General features: G+C 42.6%; 18 protein-coding genes and 1 pseudogene. 6 read left to right on the plus strand and 13 right to left on the minus strand.

All coding sequences use genetic code 11. The features are described from left to right. The 4 genes and pseudogenes from carB to JZU62_RS03070 form a co-directional block, all read left to right on the plus strand. A pseudogene (carB, locus tag JZU62_RS03055) lies at positions 1-555 on the plus strand (carbamoyl phosphate synthase large subunit); the annotation flags it as partial. 3 nt (positions 556-558) lie between these two features. Continuing rightward, entirely contained in the window at positions 559-990 is a 432-nt protein-coding gene (locus JZU62_RS03060) for a hypothetical protein (protein ID WP_295011777.1), read from the plus strand. A gap of 10 nt (positions 991-1,000) precedes the next feature. After that, positions 1,001-1,579, plus strand: coding sequence for a hypothetical protein (locus JZU62_RS03065; RefSeq protein ID WP_295011779.1), 579 nt, complete (start codon positions 1,001-1,003; stop codon positions 1,577-1,579). A gap of 2 nt (positions 1,580-1,581) precedes the next feature. Then, positions 1,582-2,760 (plus strand): glutathionylspermidine synthase family protein, encoded by a 1,179-nt coding sequence (locus JZU62_RS03070; RefSeq protein ID WP_295011781.1) that lies wholly within the window; start codon positions 1,582-1,584, stop codon positions 2,758-2,760. A gap of 12 nt (positions 2,761-2,772) precedes the next feature. On the opposite strand, the gene thiD is transcribed toward JZU62_RS03070, so the two are convergent. From thiD to JZU62_RS03125, 11 genes are all read right to left on the minus strand, one after another. Beyond that, positions 2,773-3,543 carry a bifunctional hydroxymethylpyrimidine kinase/phosphomethylpyrimidine kinase gene (gene thiD, locus JZU62_RS03075; protein WP_295011783.1) on the minus strand — a complete coding sequence of 257 codons (771 nt, stop codon included), beginning with the start codon at positions 3,541-3,543 and terminating at the stop codon, positions 2,773-2,775. Positions 3,544-3,650: 107 nt separating this feature from the next. Beyond that, complete coding sequence (locus JZU62_RS03080) at positions 3,651-4,445, minus strand: ABC transporter permease (RefSeq protein WP_295011785.1); 795 nt, start codon at positions 4,443-4,445, stop codon at positions 3,651-3,653. Next, the gene (flgK, locus tag JZU62_RS03085) at positions 4,445-6,286 is read right to left on the minus strand and encodes a flagellar hook-associated protein FlgK (RefSeq protein ID WP_295011787.1); all 1,842 of its coding nucleotides are present in this window, start codon (positions 6,284-6,286) and stop codon (positions 4,445-4,447) included. Before flgK ends, JZU62_RS03080 begins: the two co-directional genes overlap by 1 nt. Position 6,287: 1 nt before the next feature. Next, positions 6,288-6,716: a hypothetical protein gene (locus JZU62_RS03090; RefSeq protein WP_295011789.1), complete on the minus strand. Its 429-nt coding sequence runs from the start codon at positions 6,714-6,716 to the stop codon at positions 6,288-6,290. Positions 6,717-6,732: 16 nt separating this feature from the next. Beyond that, positions 6,733-6,939 carry a flagellar biosynthesis anti-sigma factor FlgM gene (locus tag JZU62_RS03095; protein ID WP_295011790.1) on the minus strand — a complete coding sequence of 69 codons (207 nt, stop codon included), beginning with the start codon at positions 6,937-6,939 and terminating at the stop codon, positions 6,733-6,735. 66 nt (positions 6,940-7,005) lie between these two features. Then, complete coding sequence (locus JZU62_RS03100) at positions 7,006-7,299, minus strand: rod-binding protein (RefSeq protein ID WP_295011793.1); 294 nt, start codon at positions 7,297-7,299, stop codon at positions 7,006-7,008. Then, positions 7,299-8,345 carry a flagellar basal body P-ring protein FlgI gene (locus JZU62_RS03105; protein ID WP_295011795.1) on the minus strand — a complete coding sequence of 349 codons (1,047 nt, stop codon included), beginning with the start codon at positions 8,343-8,345 and terminating at the stop codon, positions 7,299-7,301. Before JZU62_RS03105 ends, JZU62_RS03100 begins: the two co-directional genes overlap by 1 nt. Before the next feature lie 50 nt (positions 8,346-8,395). Next, entirely contained in the window at positions 8,396-8,983 is a 588-nt protein-coding gene (gene rsmD, locus JZU62_RS03110; protein WP_295011797.1) for a 16S rRNA (guanine(966)-N(2))-methyltransferase RsmD, read from the minus strand. Then, positions 8,973-9,350: a hypothetical protein gene (locus JZU62_RS03115; RefSeq protein ID WP_295011799.1), complete on the minus strand. Its 378-nt coding sequence runs from the start codon at positions 9,348-9,350 to the stop codon at positions 8,973-8,975. The genes rsmD and JZU62_RS03115 overlap by 11 nt, the downstream gene beginning before the upstream one ends. Before the next feature lies 1 nt (position 9,351). After that, positions 9,352-10,053, minus strand: coding sequence for an exonuclease domain-containing protein (locus tag JZU62_RS03120; RefSeq protein ID WP_295011801.1), 702 nt, complete (start codon positions 10,051-10,053; stop codon positions 9,352-9,354). Positions 10,054-10,056: 3 nt separating this feature from the next. Then, the gene (locus JZU62_RS03125) at positions 10,057-10,491 is read right to left on the minus strand and encodes a hypothetical protein (RefSeq protein ID WP_295011803.1); all 435 of its coding nucleotides are present in this window, start codon (positions 10,489-10,491) and stop codon (positions 10,057-10,059) included. An 86-nt stretch (positions 10,492-10,577) separates the two neighbouring features. Between JZU62_RS03125 and murA the strand changes: the two genes are divergently transcribed. Beyond that, a complete protein-coding gene (murA, locus tag JZU62_RS03130) occupies positions 10,578-11,840 on the plus strand; it encodes a UDP-N-acetylglucosamine 1-carboxyvinyltransferase (protein WP_295011805.1) in 1,263 nt (420 codons plus the stop codon). Positions 11,841-11,947: 107 nt separating this feature from the next. Here murA and purL read toward each other — a convergent pair whose 3' ends face one another. Beyond that, positions 11,948-14,161 carry a phosphoribosylformylglycinamidine synthase subunit PurL gene (purL, locus tag JZU62_RS03135; RefSeq protein WP_295011807.1) on the minus strand — a complete coding sequence of 738 codons (2,214 nt, stop codon included), beginning with the start codon at positions 14,159-14,161 and terminating at the stop codon, positions 11,948-11,950. Between the two features lie 75 nt (positions 14,162-14,236). Further along, entirely contained in the window at positions 14,237-14,767 is a 531-nt protein-coding gene (gene greA, locus JZU62_RS03140) for a transcription elongation factor GreA (RefSeq protein WP_295011809.1), read from the minus strand. 189 nt (positions 14,768-14,956) lie between these two features. Here greA and JZU62_RS03145 point away from each other — a divergent pair, with 189 nt between their 5' ends. Further along, a complete protein-coding gene (locus tag JZU62_RS03145; RefSeq protein ID WP_295011811.1) occupies positions 14,957-15,889 on the plus strand; it encodes a diguanylate cyclase in 933 nt (310 codons plus the stop codon). Positions 15,890-15,937: the final 48 nt, after the last annotated feature.

Genomic DNA, 15,937 nt, shown 5'->3' on the forward strand with positions numbered 1-15,937 from the left:
AAAGAGGCAGTATTCCCGTTCAACAAACTCTACGGTGCCGATTTGGTTCTCTCTCCAGAGATGAAATCGACCGGAGAAGTTATGGGTATCAGTCAAAACTTCGGCGTTAGCTTCGCGAAAAGCCAACTAGCAGCCGGAAACAAAATCCCTACATCTGGGACTTGTTTCCTCTCGTTTATAGAGATGGATAAAGCTCACGCCCCAGAAATCGCTCGCGGATTACACAACCAAGGGTTCAAACTGATCGCAACTCGCGGCACCCAAAAAGTGATCGAAGAAGCAGGAATCCCGTGTGAAGCGGTTCTTAAAATCTCAGAGGGGCGCCCGAATATCGAAGATGTGATGAAAAACGGAGAAATTTCTCTCGCCATCAACACCTCCGATAATAAAACATCAAAAAAAGATGCCGAATTGATCCGTCAAATCGTTTTACGTATGGGAACTCCGTACTTTACGACTCTCAGTGCGGCACGCGCCGCTATCGAAGCGATGGGGCACATGAATGATGACAGTTGGATGGAGCCTCATGCCCTCCAAGATTATCTTATCCCTTAATCTATGAATAAAATTCTCCTCGCCCAAACCGACACCACCGTCGGTTTTCTCTCTCAAAACTCTAAACGCTTAGAAGAGATAAAAATGCGTTCAGGAGACAAACCCTTTCTCAAAGTCTATACCGAGCTTAAAAACCTCAGCCGTGACCTCCGTATCCCCGCACTTCATAAACATCGTGTTCGTCATAGTAAAAAAACAACGTTCATCATCAAAAATCAAGCATTCCGCTATGTCAGTGATCCCGAACATGCGGCTCTTATAAAGCCATACCGATGGCTCTATTCCACCTCTGCCAATGAGAGTGGCAAAAGCTTTGATGAAACATTTTGCCGAGCTGTCAGTGATGTTATCGTCGAAGATTATCGTGGGCTTCAAGAGCAAAGTGCCTCGAAAATCTTTTTACTGAACCCAACCCACTTAAAACAATTACGATAGGAGCTTAAACATGAAACATTTTATGAGTGCTAACACCATTATTACGGGAACCGTCGGACTCGCTGTACTCAGCGCCCTTAGTGGATGTCAAAGCGCCCCGGAAGAACAAGCGGTGGAAGCCCAAAACAAATTTATCGTTGTCGAACAACAGCCTAACGGTAAATACGTTATCGTCGAAGAGATGCCGACCACTGGTCCTAGCCGTGCGATCATCAAAGAAACTGATGAAAATGGCACTGTTACAGAGAGGGTAATGAGCGAAGCAGAGATGAAAACACTCGCCGACCAAGAGTATAAAAAGATGGAAGAGGGAAAATCAGAACTCAATGCCGAACCGAAAAGTGAAGGGATGGGGCTTGGTGGAACCATTCTTGCCGCTGCGGGGGGAGCATTGCTCGGTAACATGATCGGAAATGCGTTAATGAACAACAAAAATGTTCAACGGCACCAAGACATGTCCAACCGATCCGCTTATCACCGCTCCGCAGCAGGGGGGAGTAAATCAGCAACCTCCAACAGCCAGAAAAAAAGTTTCTTCGGAAATTCCGCTTCGAGAAGTACAAGCTCTAGCAGCAGCTTCGGAGGATGAGTATGATATCCCTCCAAAACATCAAACCCATCGATGATCACACATTAGAACAATTCGGGTTCGGATGGCACACCGACAGCGATCAAAGTAAATACATTGCCAATGAACTCGTCGTTGTCACCGATGCCGAAGCCGAAGCTTATTATGAAGCGGTCAATGAGCTCTATGATATGTATGCCACGTGCGCTCAACATGTCATCGATAACAACCTCTTCTTTGATCTCGGTATCCCGTTTAACCTCATCGAGGTTATCAAAAAAAGCTGGGATAATGATGTCCACTGGCACCTCTACGGACGTTTTGATCTCGCAGGGGGTATCGGCGGAATACCTATCAAACTAATTGAGTTCAATGCTGATACCCCGACTGCCCTTTTTGAAACGGCGATTTTACAATGGGCACTCCTGAAGCACAACGGTATGGATGAAGAGCGTCAGTTTAACAATATTTACGAAGCAATCAGTGATAACTTCCGACGTCTCGTCACCTTATTTGATGATCCCGAAGAGTTTGAAAAACACTATGATGGATGGAAAATCCTTTTCAGCTCGGCAAGCGGCAATATCGAAGAGGAACAAACGGTCAGACTACTACAACAAATGGCTATTGATGCAGGATTTGAGAGCGGATTTGAACCCCTCGGTGGAGTAAAATTTGACGATGAGGGGATCTACGACAGCAACGAAGAGCCGTATGAATATTGGTTTAAACTCTATCCGTGGGAAGATATTGCTATCGAAGAGCCGGAGCTCGCCACTCAGCTTAGTACTATTATGGAAAATCAAAAAGCGATTATCCTAAACCCCGCCTATACCTTGCTCTTCCAATCCAAAGGGATGATGAAGATTCTGTGCGATCTCTTCCCTGATTCTCCGTATCTTCTTAAAACTTCATTTGAACCTCTTAAAGGTATCCAACAAGTCGAGAAACGGATGTTTGGGCGCGAAGGTGCCAATGTACGCATACTGGATGCCTCAGGGTCAGTAATCGAAGCGAATGAGGGGCCGTACGGTAATTTTAAACCGATTTACCAAGAGTACGTCGAGTTCCCGAAAGATACAAACGGTAACAGCTACCAAGCAGGTGTATTCTTCGCGTATGAAGCGTGTGGATTAGGATTCCGTCGCGGCGGTAAAATTCTAGGCAATATGTCCAAATTTGTGGGGCATGTACTGCGCTAAAAGTCAAACCCTCTAAGCAATATATTTCCCCCCCGCTTTATGATTAATCGGACCCCTTCCATGACCTATGGAGGGTGCAGAACGAATTGCCTCACTAATAAACCGTTTTGATCGCTCAATTGATTCTTCAAGGGTATACCCGAGTGCAAGATTAGCAGTTATAGCAGAAGAGTAAGAGCACCCTGTTCCGTGTAACGAAGTTGAGTCAATAAGCTCAGATGTAAAAATTCGTTTTTGATGCCCAAAGTAGAGTAAATCCGCACTCGTCGTGTTAATAATATGATTTTTGATCAGTATGTGAGAGGGATGATCGATAATGGCACATAATGAATCCGTCTCTCCTATTTTGTAGCCGAATAATCGGTAGGCTTCATGAAGGTTCGGAGTTGTGAGGGTAACATCTCGACTCAGTTCTTGAAGTGCTTTAATTGCATCCTCTTCAAGAAGTATTGAACCTACTTTTGAAATACATACCGGATCCAAAACGATAGGAATATCGAGTGGAGCAATAATTTTCTGGATCATTCTAATAATTTCTGTGCTGTAAAGCATTCCGATTTTGATTGCTTTGATTTTAAAGTCACTCAAAACACTTTCGATTTGAGCTGCAATAAAATCAGCCGGAATCGGATGTATAGCTTGCACTCCAGTAGTATTTTGGGCGGTTAGAGCCGTGATGACACTAGTACCAAATACACCAAACGCTTCGAATGTTTTTAGATCACTCTGAATCCCAGCTCCGCCACTACTGTCGGACCCGGCGATAGTTAATACAACTTTCATACACAAAACCTCCATTATTACAATTAATTGTAAAGGAATCGCTATTTTATTCGTAGGATATTTTTGTTATTTAAACAGATGCTAAAGTGGAAATACAATCAGTGATTTTATCTCAACTCTTTTTGGTTCATTTTACTTTGCAACGCGTTTGAAATATTTATTAATGAAAAAGTTACAATAAAAATCATTAAACCTGGGAAGAAGCTAACCCACCACGCGATATCAATCACCTCTTTACCCCCACTGAGGATACTCCCCCAGCTCATCTGCGGAGGGGTGATTCCCAATCCCAAAAATGAAAGTCCCGACTCGGCTAATATCGCCCCCCCTACCCCAAACGTAAAACTAACCAATACAATCGGAGCGAGAAGCGGTGCATAATATTTTAGGATGATTTTAAGGGGATGTACATCTGCAATATGTAGAATACGGATAAATGGTTTAGAGCTAATAGCAAAGCTCTCTGAGCGAATAAGGCGTGCCGTTCCCATCCACCCTGTTATGGAGATAATCAAGATCAATACCCAAACCGAAGCGTTGACATAGCTGACAAGGGTCAGTAATAAAAAGAGGGTCGGAAAGGTCAAAAACAGATCGACTATGATGATAAAAAGTTTATCATATCCTCCACGTAAAAGTGCCGCGCTTACGCCATAGAGTAATCCGATTAATGTAGAGACAAGCGCACTGGCAAATCCTATAATAAGCGAAACTTGTCCCCCCTCCATCAACCGTGCCAACAAATCACGACCCAATCGATCCGTACCAAACCAATGGCTCCATGAAGGGGAAAGTAAAATTGCCTGTGGATTTAAGAAAAAAGGGTCGACCCCATAAAGATAGGGACCGATAAAGGAGAATACAATCACCCCGACCAGCGAAGCAATACTAAAAAAAGGCATTATGCCTTAATACCCAAAAGGGTAGTCATCATTTGATCTATTGTCGTAATAACTTTTGCTGCAGCACCATAGGAAGTTTGATAGCGGATTAGGTTAGCCATCTCTTCATCGATACTTACTTTACTCACTGAATCTTGTTCTTGTTTGATAGCATTATATTGTGCCGTAAGTGTTTCATTACTTAACAGCACTGAATTGGTTTTTGTCCCAACTTTCGTGACTAAATTATCAAAATAGCCATAAACAGTATCCGATGTCTTGTTAAATCCCGTTCCAAAAGTTACAGAACCGAATTGTAGCTCCACCATAGCCAAAGCCGTTTGATTATCTCCGTTTGCAGGAGACTTATACCCTTTTATCTGTGTTGTATCATTTTGTAATGCACTGTTTAAAGAGATACTTTTAGCACTGCTACCATCATAAAAACGATTAACACCCGTAACTCCGGCAAAATTCGTTCCACTATCTTGGATAGCAAAACTGTACCCTTGAGCAGCATATGAACCTTTTAAATTAATCGAAAATATTTTTTGATTTGTATTAAAATTTGCAAGGAGCATATCATCGATATCGTTAAGCGCATTGCTGTCTTTATTATCATCTTTTGATGTGTTTATTTGCCCGACGATACTGCTGGAAGTGGCATCATCTATCAGAGTCCCCTCATCGATTGAAACACTCCGACGGACAACCTCATTACCATCAATATCATACACAATCAAATCAAAGGTACCTGTTTTAAAATTCTCATCTGTATTCATTAGCGACTGATTATCCGAAAAACTAAGAGGATTTGAGACCATTGAGGTTGTAGCACTTTGAGCATAGATATTATTTGCCGATTCTATAAGTCCTTTGGCAAAGCTATCGAGATTATTGATCGTCTCTTGCAAAAATCCATCTTCAAACTCTCCATTGGTACCGATTTTAGATCCTCGAAGCTCCAAAAGTGCTCCGATTTTACCTCCGGTTATTCGATCAGCATAAGGGACTCGTACCCCATCTTGACGTTCATAATAAAGATCATTATAGGCGTTTGGATTTGCTGTGCTATCCATCCCAATAGGGTGGTATGTACTTCCATCGACGATATTAAAGCCACCGACTTGAATGGTATAGCTCCCTTGTTTTAGTGCAATATTGCTATCAATTACATTACTGGTTTCAATCTGTCCCACGATGACTTTGGCGCCAATCAGTTTAGTCATCGTCAATTCAAGCTGATTTCGCTTATCACGTAAATCATTTGCATTGTTTCCACCGCCTGATTCAGCTTTATTGATCTCTAAATTAACAGAAGCTATCTCTTTTGCAATCCGATTGACTTCATCAATGTTGACCCTTACCTGATCATTCATAGAACTTTGTAATGCTGTTATTTGTGTGCGTGTTTCTTGAATATGCTGCGTCAATGTTTGAGTTTGTTGTGCCAATGCTACTTTGAGTGAAGTATTACTCGGATTATTAGCAAGTGATTGCCACGAATCAAAATAATTTTTCAAGTCATTTTTAATACCAACCTTATCAATTTCAGGAAAATAGGTGGAAAGTTCTTCGAGATTTTTTTTCAATGTATCAGAATTTTCTTTGTTTTGGGAAGCATTGGCAAATCGATTAAATACAAAATTATCAAATACCCGTGCGATTTCAGTAATCTGAGTCCCATTACCCCGTTGACCGGGATCGATACTAATAGGCGTTGCAGCTGCAGTGACAACACGTTGACGGGAATATCCTTCTGTTTCGGCATTGGAGATATTATGTCCGGTGGTATCGATTCCGATTTGTGCTGCGTTTAAGCCACTATAACCGATATGCAACGCATTAAAAATTGATGCCATGTTATACTCGCACTTCCAAAAATGACGCTTCCGAGATAGCCACTTTTTTGTACCCTTGCATTTGTGTCGGAACCAAACGCTCTAATAGAGAATTATAAAAAGAACCTACACTTAAAACCATTTTTGCATATTGCTGATTTACCTCTCGAAGAAGAGAAAGATGTTCCTTGAGAGAATCGAGTTGTTGATGTTGTTCATTATCTAAAAGTTCAGAGAGTGGCTTTGCAGGATTTTGTGTCATCAGTTTTGAAATTTCGCGATCAATCATCGCTTTTTTCTGTTCAAAACTTTTTATTTTTTCCTCTTTAATCGCAAGACGATCAAACTGAGGATTGTGATTAGCTTCTCTGATATCGTCAATATCCTCTCGTGATAAAGAGATGAGAGTTTCAAGATCTTTGATGGCACTCTGCAACTGATAAGACAACATCATAAACTCCTATATTTTAAGTCAGCTCTTGCGCGATACGCTTGGCCAACGCTTCGATATCGACACGGTATTCCCCTTTTTCGATGGAAGCTTTTAGCTCATCGATTCGGCTTGTGTCACCTTGTTTGGTAATAGATTGCGTGGATTTCTCCTGCTCTTTGGTTTTTAATGTCGGTTCTTGATATGTCGCCTTTAATAGCGACCCGTTCACACTTGAGATCATGGTGAATCCTTGTTATCCATATATGATGTATACCACCATATCGGCAAAAACCTTTAAAAATTTAGTCTATTTATCTATTTTGGCACCCTTTTGACTAAGGTGTTCAAAAAGCATTTGAGAAAAACCAAATCCTCCCGCACTCGCGTTGGATAGCTCTTCACGATACATCGATTTAAAAATTTTATCTCCCGGATCGTTGGCACTGGTAAATACATTTTTTTCATCTTTCATCGCTTCATCCAACATCATTTTTACGATAATCGCTTCAAATTGATCTGTTTTTTCCCGAAGCGCTTTATCACCCTCTTTGCTTCCAATGGTCGGGATAGCTCGCTGATTCTGAACAGCTGTGATATCCATCAGATGATCTCCAAATCGACCGAGATAGCTCCGGCACTTTTCATCGCTTGGAGGATTGAGATCATCTCTTTTGGTGTCGCTCCCATTTTTTGGAGTGATCGGGCGATGTTAGCAACCGTAGTTGTCCCTTTTTCAGTATAAACCTCATTCTCATTTAATCCGATCACAAGGCTTTTGTCCATTGTGACACTTCCTGCTGGTTTAGAGACTTCGTTTTGGGAAAGAATTTTTACCGTCATATCCCCCTGCGTAATCACAACCGGTTTAACCTCAACATCCACACCCGCAATAATCGTTCCGGTACGCTCATTGATAATAATCTTTTGCTCTTGTGCATAATTGATATCCAAACTCTGCACTTCGGCTAAAAACTCAACCATTGATTTGTTTTTAGGAAGCTGTAATTGTATGGTACGTGGATCGACTGCCGTTGCGACTGTTGTACGGTATTTTGCATTTATCGCATTTTGTATCGCTACAGAATTAGCAAAGTTGGATGTTTTTAGAGAGAGAGTTGCGCTATTTTGATGATACAGGTCTTGGGTGATTTCACGCTCAACCAAACCACCGCCGTATACCATCCCCACTGTAGGGTGAGACTCTGCTCCGGCACCTTTTTCATTTTTACCGCCGATACTGATAGAACCTTGCGCTAACGCATAAATCTTACCGTCAACCCCTTTGAGAGGAGTCATCAGCAATGTCCCCCCTTCCAGCGATTTTGCATCCCCGATAGAGGAGACAGTAACATCAAATGCATCCCCTTGACGGGCAAACGGAGCAAATTTAGCGGTAACAACAACGGCAGCAACGTTTTTGGATTTGATGTCAACGGGGTTCATATCAATATTCATCGCTTTGAGCATATTCGCGATTGATTGGAGGGTGAATTTAGAGGTCGTACCATCACCCGTTTTTTTCAAACCGACCACGAGTGAATAACCGATAATTTGGTTATCCCGCACACCGACGATATTAGCTACTTCGCTAATACGTGTGGCTTCTGCCATGGTTAGTAAACAAAAAAGTAAACCAAAAAATCTCATACCCATCCTTTTATTTCAAAGGATAAAGCAAAGGCTATTCCAAAAATAGCTTACGCATAATAAGTAAGAGAGGTTTTTCCGAAGCGTTTGGATTTGAGGCGATTAAAATGACCGATGGAGTCAGGTAATTCAAGGGTACTCATGTGCTCGATGATAATCAAAGTCGCCATTTCAAGGGGGAGTGACGCGATCATGTCAATCATTTTGTCGTAAATTGCTTCCATCCCCTCACGGATTGCAAAAGGGGGATCAACATAGATAAAGGCACTCTCACCCAATGCGGCAAGACGCTTTTTTACCTGAACGATGTTACTGAAACTGTCCCCTTCGAGAATTTCACAGGCTCTCGGGTCGGTTTGAGCGATATTTTCACGCAATGTGCGAATCGCATCACGATCTTTTTCCATAAAAATGATCTTTTTTGCTCCCCGACTAAGCGCTTCAAGCCCGATGGAACCGCTGCCGCTGAATACTTCGACCAAGACAGCATCGATAATATCAAATTGCAAGGTATTAAAAAAAGACTCCAGTACAATCCCCTTGGAACTGCGAGTTGTCTCTTTTGAGGGGAGCTTCAGGGTTTTCCCTTTGTATTTTCCGGCAATGATTTTTTTGGTAATGGTAGGATTATTTTTCATAAAATGCACGTATCGCTTTAAGTATATTGGATTGGTATTCGCGCGTCAATTTGTCGATATGACGCTCTAAAATTTCGAAACTGACCCCATCGATTGTGGGAAGATTACTCTCTTCAGGTATAACAGGAGTATGTTTTAACGATTCAAATTTTTGATTGAGCGCGTGAAGTAACTGGGCTTTGGAAAAAGGTTTGATCAAATCAGAGCCGTCATCCACACCGACGACAAACGTAATATGTTCATCATCTTGAATATCTTTATCACGGATGAGAATATCGCACTGACGAAGTGAGCTCAAATACCCCTCAAGAAAAAGTTCCAATGCACGTTGCAACAATGGAGAATCACACTGAATGGCTACTTTCAAATCACTTTCCTCTCAAATAATAATCGATACTATAACGCAAATCTTCATCCATATCCATTAAACTCTCCACCATCCATTTGAGATAACCGGCATCTTTGAGGGCTATCTCTTCGATCCGTTTTTTGGCATATTTTCCAAACGGAAGGCGTGTCAGAAGAACATAGCTTTTAGATATTTCGATTAGTCTTTCAATCTCCGCTAAATCGAGGAGGTATTCCAGCACCATTTTGGTGTGCAGTGCATCGCTCAGTGCATGGTGAGGGATAACAGGGAGATTATGCGCTTCAAAAACGCCCGCTTCTTCTCGATATAACCTCAGTTCATAGCGTAAAAACTGCAAGCTGTACCCCTCCAAATCATCCATCAGCGATTTAGAACATTTGAGCGTATCGATGATACTCCCCTGCCACGTAAACCCCTCTTTCTCCAACATCGCAACATCAAAAGGGGCATTATGAGAGACCAAAATATTTTCAGTGGTATTGAGTTCTTTGAGTTTTTCATGGATGTCGGATTTCCCAAACGACGGAGCATCAGCCACCATCTCGTTGGTAATATGATGAATAGCGGAAGCGGCAGGAGGAATCTTTTTTCCCGGATTGATACGTTCAAAATAGGTTGCATGATCCTCTATCACCCCAAAAGCACAGATTCTGTCTTTGAGGTCTAATCCTGTCGTTTCGGTATCGATAAAGATGAGCATAGATTAGACGGCACGGGAGGATTTAAGATGGGCTAAGAGATTGTGATAATGTTCCAAGGTACGAAAGCTTTTTTCAAAACGCCACCCCAGTACAAACGAAATAATCTCATTTTTTTGCTCAGGAGTTAGCTTTTCAGCACGTCCGTAATAGGCCAATGAGATGTTTCTGTTTTTAACTTTTGCCTCTTTATCGTAAATAATAGCAATAATTTGAGCGTATTTTCCCTCTTTTATCGCCCCCAAATCATCATCGGCTAGTGATAAGCCTGAAAGATTGATCGCTTTGAATTCAAATAACGCATCAAAGTGGAGAACTTTGGTATTAATCCCGAGTTTTAGGTAAAGCTCTTCGAGCGTTTTTAGGTTACTTTTGCGCTCTAACTCGTAACTGGAGATCTGTGCTGTCAGGTTTTTTAGGCGATCAAGTGCTGAACTCACATTTTCTCCTTCGAGTATTGGTATATTTTGATAATTTTAACCTATGTTGACTTATAATATCAAACTTTAATAATTGTGGGAATTTAATGGACTATTTACGAATTCAAGGGCCGACTAAACTTAGCGGAACTGTTACTATCTCCGGCGCAAAAAATGCTGCATTGCCTCTCATTACATTAGCACTGTTAGCCCATAATCCGCTAAAAGTCACCAATATGCCTGAAGTGGCAGATATCAAGACACTCCTCAAACTTCTCCAAAACCTCGGTGCCAGCTGTACATTAGAGAATCATGTTCTCAATGTTGACACCTCTACCGTAAACCATACGATGGCAAACTACGACATCGTTAAAACGATGCGTGCCTCGATCCTCGTATTAGGACCACTTTTAGCCCGTTTCGGTCACTGTGAAGTCTCTCTTCCGGGCGGATGCGCTATCGGTCAGCGCCCTATCGACTTACACCTCAAAGCATTAGAACAAATGGGGGCACAGATCACCATTCACGCGGGATACGTTCATGCGGTAGCTCCTGAGGGGCTTAAAGGTGCCCATATCATTTTTGATAAGATCACTGTTACCGGAACCGCCAATATCGTTATGGCGGCGGCACTGGCACACGGTAAAACCGTCCTAGTAAACTGTGCAAAAGAGCCTGAAGTGGTACAACTATGTGAAATCCTTCGCGATAGCGGTATCGATATTAGCGGAATCGGTACATCTGAACTTACTATCATCGGTACGGGCGGAAAAACCATCGAGATGGTTGATTTTGAAGTTATCCCCGATCGTATCGAAGCAGGAACCTATCTCTGCGCAGGAGCGATTACCGGCTCTACGATTACGCTAGAGCGTGTACGTCCCGATCACCTCGATGCCGTTACGGCAAAGCTAGAGCAAATGGGATGTCGCGTCGAATGTGGTGAAAATACGATGACGATTCATCCCGCAACGGAACTCAAACACGTCGATATTATCACCCAAGAATACCCCGCATTCCCGACCGATATGCAGGCACAATTTTTAGCACTTGCTACGATTGCCAAGGGCGCCAGCACCATCGAAGAGCGTTTGTTTGAAAACCGCTTTATGCATGTGAGTGAATTGCAACGTCTTGGAGCCGAAATCAAACTAAGCGGTCACACGGCAACTGTAATCGGGCCGTGTAGCCTAGCGGGTGCCGATGTTATGGCAACCGATTTACGTGCTTCCAGCGCACTCGTTCTTGCCGCTATGTCAGCAGAAGGGACTACGAATGTCCACCGTATCTACCATCTTGATCGCGGGTATGAAGACTTAGAGGGAAAATTACGCCTATTGGGTGCTAAGATTGAGAGATTAAAAGAGTAGTTTTGTCATTCCGTGCCACGACACGGAATCCATAAAGAATAAAGAGATACCGTATCTAGTACGCTACCCCAAAGGGGTTCTTGTACCCTATAGGGTATGACGAAAGATTATAAATCCCCTTCGATCACTTTCTTGAAGGTGTTGTAGTAGATATTTTGCATCTCAGGAAGTCTCATCGACACATCGTTGAGGGTAAACGTATCACCGCCTACTGTTCCGATTTTTACACATGGCAACAATCCTGCCATCGCTTCAAATGCTGCACAGTTCTCAGGGGCAACTTCGATAATCGCACGAGACATACTCTCCGCAAAAATATCACGAACATCATTAACACTAATCGAAGCATTTACCCCTTTATCACTGACACACGCCATTTTAGCGAGTGCGATTGCCGCGCCGCCGGAGCTACAGTCTTTTGCCGCTGAGAGGAGTCCTTTTTTATTCGCTTCAATAACGAGGTTCCACAATCCGCGCTCTGCATTGTAATCGATAGCAGGAATCGTCCCCGCAACCACGTTATAAAGCTCTTTCATATAGAGTGATCCGCCGAATTCCGAACGGCTTTCACCGACGAGGTACAATACGTTTCCTTCTTTTTGGAACGCAGACATCAACACTTTATGCTGATCTTCATTCACCCCTACCATTGCAATAGACGGGGTCGGGAATACGGACTTGCCGTTCGTTTCGTTATAAAGAGATACATTCCCGCCGATAACAGGGGTATTCAACTCAGCACACGCCTCTTTGATCCCCAAACACCCTTGACCAAACTGCCACATCACTTCAGGGTTTTCTGGATTACCGTAGTTGAGACAATCGGTAATCGCTTTCGGGGTTGCACCGCTCATCGCGACGTTACGTCCGCTCTCGATTACTGCTGCCGCAGCTCCCGCTTTCGGATCGATATAGCAGTAGCGAACGTTACAGTCAGCGCTCATCGCCAAGGCTACGCCATTTTCTTTGATACGGATAACAGAAGCATCGAGTTCGCCCCCCTTTTTGACCGTATTGGTTTGTACCATTGAATCGTATTGCTCATAAATCCAATGCTTATCGACCACTTCCATCGAAGCGATCAGTTTTTCAAATGCTTTTTGGTTATCAACCGCATCGAAATCACTGAGTTTTACGTTGGCGATCTCATCGAGATACGCTGGACGTGACATTGGGCGATCCAATACCGGAGCCTCTTCACTCACCGGATCAACCGGAACCTCAGCACATTTTTCACCATGCCAGAAAAGCTCCATATTACCCGTCGCCGTTACTTCACCGATCACGGCGCAGTCGAGATCCCATTTTTCGAAAATATCGATAATCGCCTGCTCTGTCCCTTTACGCGCACAAATCAACATACGCTCTTGAGATTCAGAGAGCATGAACTCGTATGGCATCATCCCCTCTTCACGAGCAGGAACTTTGTCGAGGTGCATAATCATCCCGCTACCAGAGCGTCCCGCCATCTCGAATGAGCTCGACGTTAATCCCGCTGCTCCCATATCCTGAATCCCGACGACGTAATCGGTTTTGAAAAGTTCCAAACACGCTTCGAGAAGGAGTTTTTCGGTAAACGGATCACCCACTTGTACCGTCGGACGAAGCCCTTTAGACGCTTCCGTGAAACTGTCCGAACTCATAACCGCACCGCCGAGACCATCGCGCCCTGTCTTAGATCCGACATAGATGACTGGATTGCCGATCCCCTCCGCTTTTCCGTAGAAAATCTCATCGCTTTTGGCGAGTCCGAGAGTAAACGCATTAACAAGGATATTACCGTTATAGCACTCATCGAAACTCGTCTCTCCGCCGATGGTCGGAACTCCCATACAGTTACCGTATCCGCCGATACCCGATACGACACCGCGCACCAAATAACGCTGATGCGCGCTGATGTCATCTTGGTTCAACACGTTTCCGAAACGGAGTGCATTAAGGTTGGCGATAGGGCGTGCACCCATGGTAAATATGTCACGCATGATCCCGCCGACACCGGTTGCCGCACCTTGATACGGTTCGATAAAACTCGGGTGGTTATGGCTCTCCATTTTGAAAACCGCTGCATATCCGCCGCCGATGTCGATAACACCCGCATTTTCACCCGGTCCTTGGATAACCCACGGCGCTTTAGTCGGGAAACCGCTCAAATGTTTTTTAGACGATTTATAACTGCAGTGTTCACTCCACATCGCTGAGAAAATCCCGATTTCGACGAGGTTTGGCTCGCGCTCAAGAATTTTTTTGATATGAGCATAATCGTCCATGGACAATTTATGCTGTTTTAGAACTTTTTCGATCTCTGGGAGGGGAGTGCTCACGGCAGTTTCCTTAGTAAATTAATAATAGTAACGCGATTATAGCAAAGGGGAATATTCATCCATCTTAAAGCAGTGTTATTTAAACCCGAAATCTTTTTCACTACGGATATTTTTTTTGAGGGAAAAGATGTCAGTATAACCGATGCCAATCACTTCATAGCTCTTTTTTCCACTGGGAAGGTGAACGCTAAATTCATCCCCCTCCTCTTTCCCGAGCATCGCGCGCGATAGTGGTGAATGTACTGAAATAAGACCGTTTTCTGGCTCACTTTCCAACGTTCCGCAAATACTATAAGAAAACTCCTCATCCGTGTTCACATCCATAATCACAATCGTCGCTCCAAAGTGAGCACGGGAGTGATCTAAAATTGATGGATCAATCATTTTAGCTTTTTGAATCATCGAGTTGAGATAAAAAAGACGCTTATCGATGTGACGCAACTTCTCTTTTGCCGCATGATATTCAGCATTTTCACTCCGATCACCGAGTTCCGCCGCTCGTTGTTTCTCAACATTAACGCGGGGTTTTTCGACATCTTTGAGGTATTTGAACTCCCGCAAAAGTTCATCATATCCTCTGGGTGTCATCGGTTCGTTTTGGCTCATAAATTCTTTTACCTTAGTACATTTTTTAGTAATAGGAAATATATCGCAACTTTGCTTCGTTTGGCGACAAAGCAACTCTTTTTAAAATGCAACATATTTGCAACTATAAAATGAGATAATTTCTGCAAGACATCTAACAATTTTCTATGTTCTGTTAACTGTAAAAATCCAACTAGAAGTATGTTTATTATGCCAAATATCAACACTGACCTTTATGCCCTTGTCGATGAAATCATGACGGAGCTTAAAGAGAATGATTTGCCCCCTATTCCAGAAAATTTCAGCTTCTATTTTGATAAGTTACTGGAGACTAGAAATGATGAATTCCGCCAACGAATCAATTCTATCACCCCTCGCTTGAATGTAACATCCCACAATGGATTTGAATATGAGAGGTCATTAAACAAAGGAGCAAAAGCCGTAAAATTAATTTTGACGCAAGGGTCGAATATCTATAAAAATACAGCTCTTTTAAAAAAAATAATTCAAATCAAAAAAGAGATAGTAGTTACCAATAAAAATCATGAGACGCTGCTTGAAGTTACATCTTCTGTAGAAAATACATTAGATAAATTTTTAGTTTCGTTAGAAAAACAATCTGCAAGCATCAAAGAGTTATATGGAACTGCCGCAAATTCTATAAAAAACGCAAAAAAATCCAGTTTATACAATGCAAATTTAGGTGTATACAATAAAAATTATTTTATTACTATTATTGAACAAGAACGTGGATCTTGTGCAAATATTCCTTGCGAAAGCTCTTTGTTATCTATTTCTTTATCCTTCGAAACTATGCAGATAGAGGGCAATAAATCGCAAGCAAATATAATACGCGATTTGGGAAAAATTTTAACTGATGCATTACGCCGAAGTGACTCAATATCATATTATGGAAACGGTATCTTTTCAATCTTATTACGCCATACAAATGAAGAAGATGCCGAAATTGCAGCAATACGCTTTAATCGCTTAATCGCTGAATCTATCTGTATCACTGATATGAAAAATGAACATATTTTGATTGGAGTTGTACAAATCGACTCTTGCTTAAATGCTGAAGAGTTATTGGAACAATCGGTAGAAGCGATGAAATCAGCCGGTATTAAAAATCCTGCCGAGTAGATTTTCTACACGAACGCCTTAAGGCATTCGTATTTACGCCGCAAACCC

Source organism: Sulfuricurvum sp., from assembly GCF_019163035.1.
Taxonomy (GTDB): Bacteria; Campylobacterota; Campylobacteria; order Campylobacterales; family Sulfurimonadaceae; genus Sulfuricurvum.

Bases quoted from the DNA above. Each gene is read 5' to 3' on its own strand.
- murA (WP_295011805.1), top strand. From the start codon at position 10,578: ATGGACTATTTACGAATTCAAGGGCCGACTAAACTTAGCGGAACTGTT.
- JZU62_RS03100 (WP_295011793.1), bottom strand. From the start codon at position 7,299: ATGGATATCACAGCTGTTCAGAATCAGCGAGCTATCCCGACCATTGGA.
- JZU62_RS03070 (WP_295011781.1), top strand. From the start codon at position 1,582: ATGATATCCCTCCAAAACATCAAACCCATCGATGATCACACATTAGAA.
- greA (WP_295011809.1), bottom strand. From the start codon at position 14,767: ATGAGCCAAAACGAACCGATGACACCCAGAGGATATGATGAACTTTTG.
- JZU62_RS03060 (WP_295011777.1), top strand. From the start codon at position 559: ATGAATAAAATTCTCCTCGCCCAAACCGACACCACCGTCGGTTTTCTC.
- JZU62_RS03105 (WP_295011795.1), bottom strand. From the start codon at position 8,345: ATGAGATTTTTTGGTTTACTTTTTTGTTTACTAACCATGGCAGAAGCC.
- JZU62_RS03145 (WP_295011811.1), top strand. From the start codon at position 14,957: ATGCCAAATATCAACACTGACCTTTATGCCCTTGTCGATGAAATCATG.
- thiD (WP_295011783.1), bottom strand. From the start codon at position 3,543: ATGAAAGTTGTATTAACTATCGCCGGGTCCGACAGTAGTGGCGGAGCT.
- JZU62_RS03120 (WP_295011801.1), bottom strand. From the start codon at position 10,053: ATGCTCATCTTTATCGATACCGAAACGACAGGATTAGACCTCAAAGAC.
- rsmD (WP_295011797.1), bottom strand. From the start codon at position 8,983: ATGAAAAATAATCCTACCATTACCAAAAAAATCATTGCCGGAAAATAC.
- JZU62_RS03090 (WP_295011789.1), bottom strand. From the start codon at position 6,716: ATGTTGTCTTATCAGTTGCAGAGTGCCATCAAAGATCTTGAAACTCTC.
- JZU62_RS03080 (WP_295011785.1), bottom strand. From the start codon at position 4,445: ATGCCTTTTTTTAGTATTGCTTCGCTGGTCGGGGTGATTGTATTCTCC.
- JZU62_RS03065 (WP_295011779.1), top strand. From the start codon at position 1,001: ATGAAACATTTTATGAGTGCTAACACCATTATTACGGGAACCGTCGGA.
- JZU62_RS03095 (WP_295011790.1), bottom strand. From the start codon at position 6,939: ATGATCTCAAGTGTGAACGGGTCGCTATTAAAGGCGACATATCAAGAA.
- flgK (WP_295011787.1), bottom strand. From the start codon at position 6,286: ATGGCATCAATTTTTAATGCGTTGCATATCGGTTATAGTGGCTTAAAC.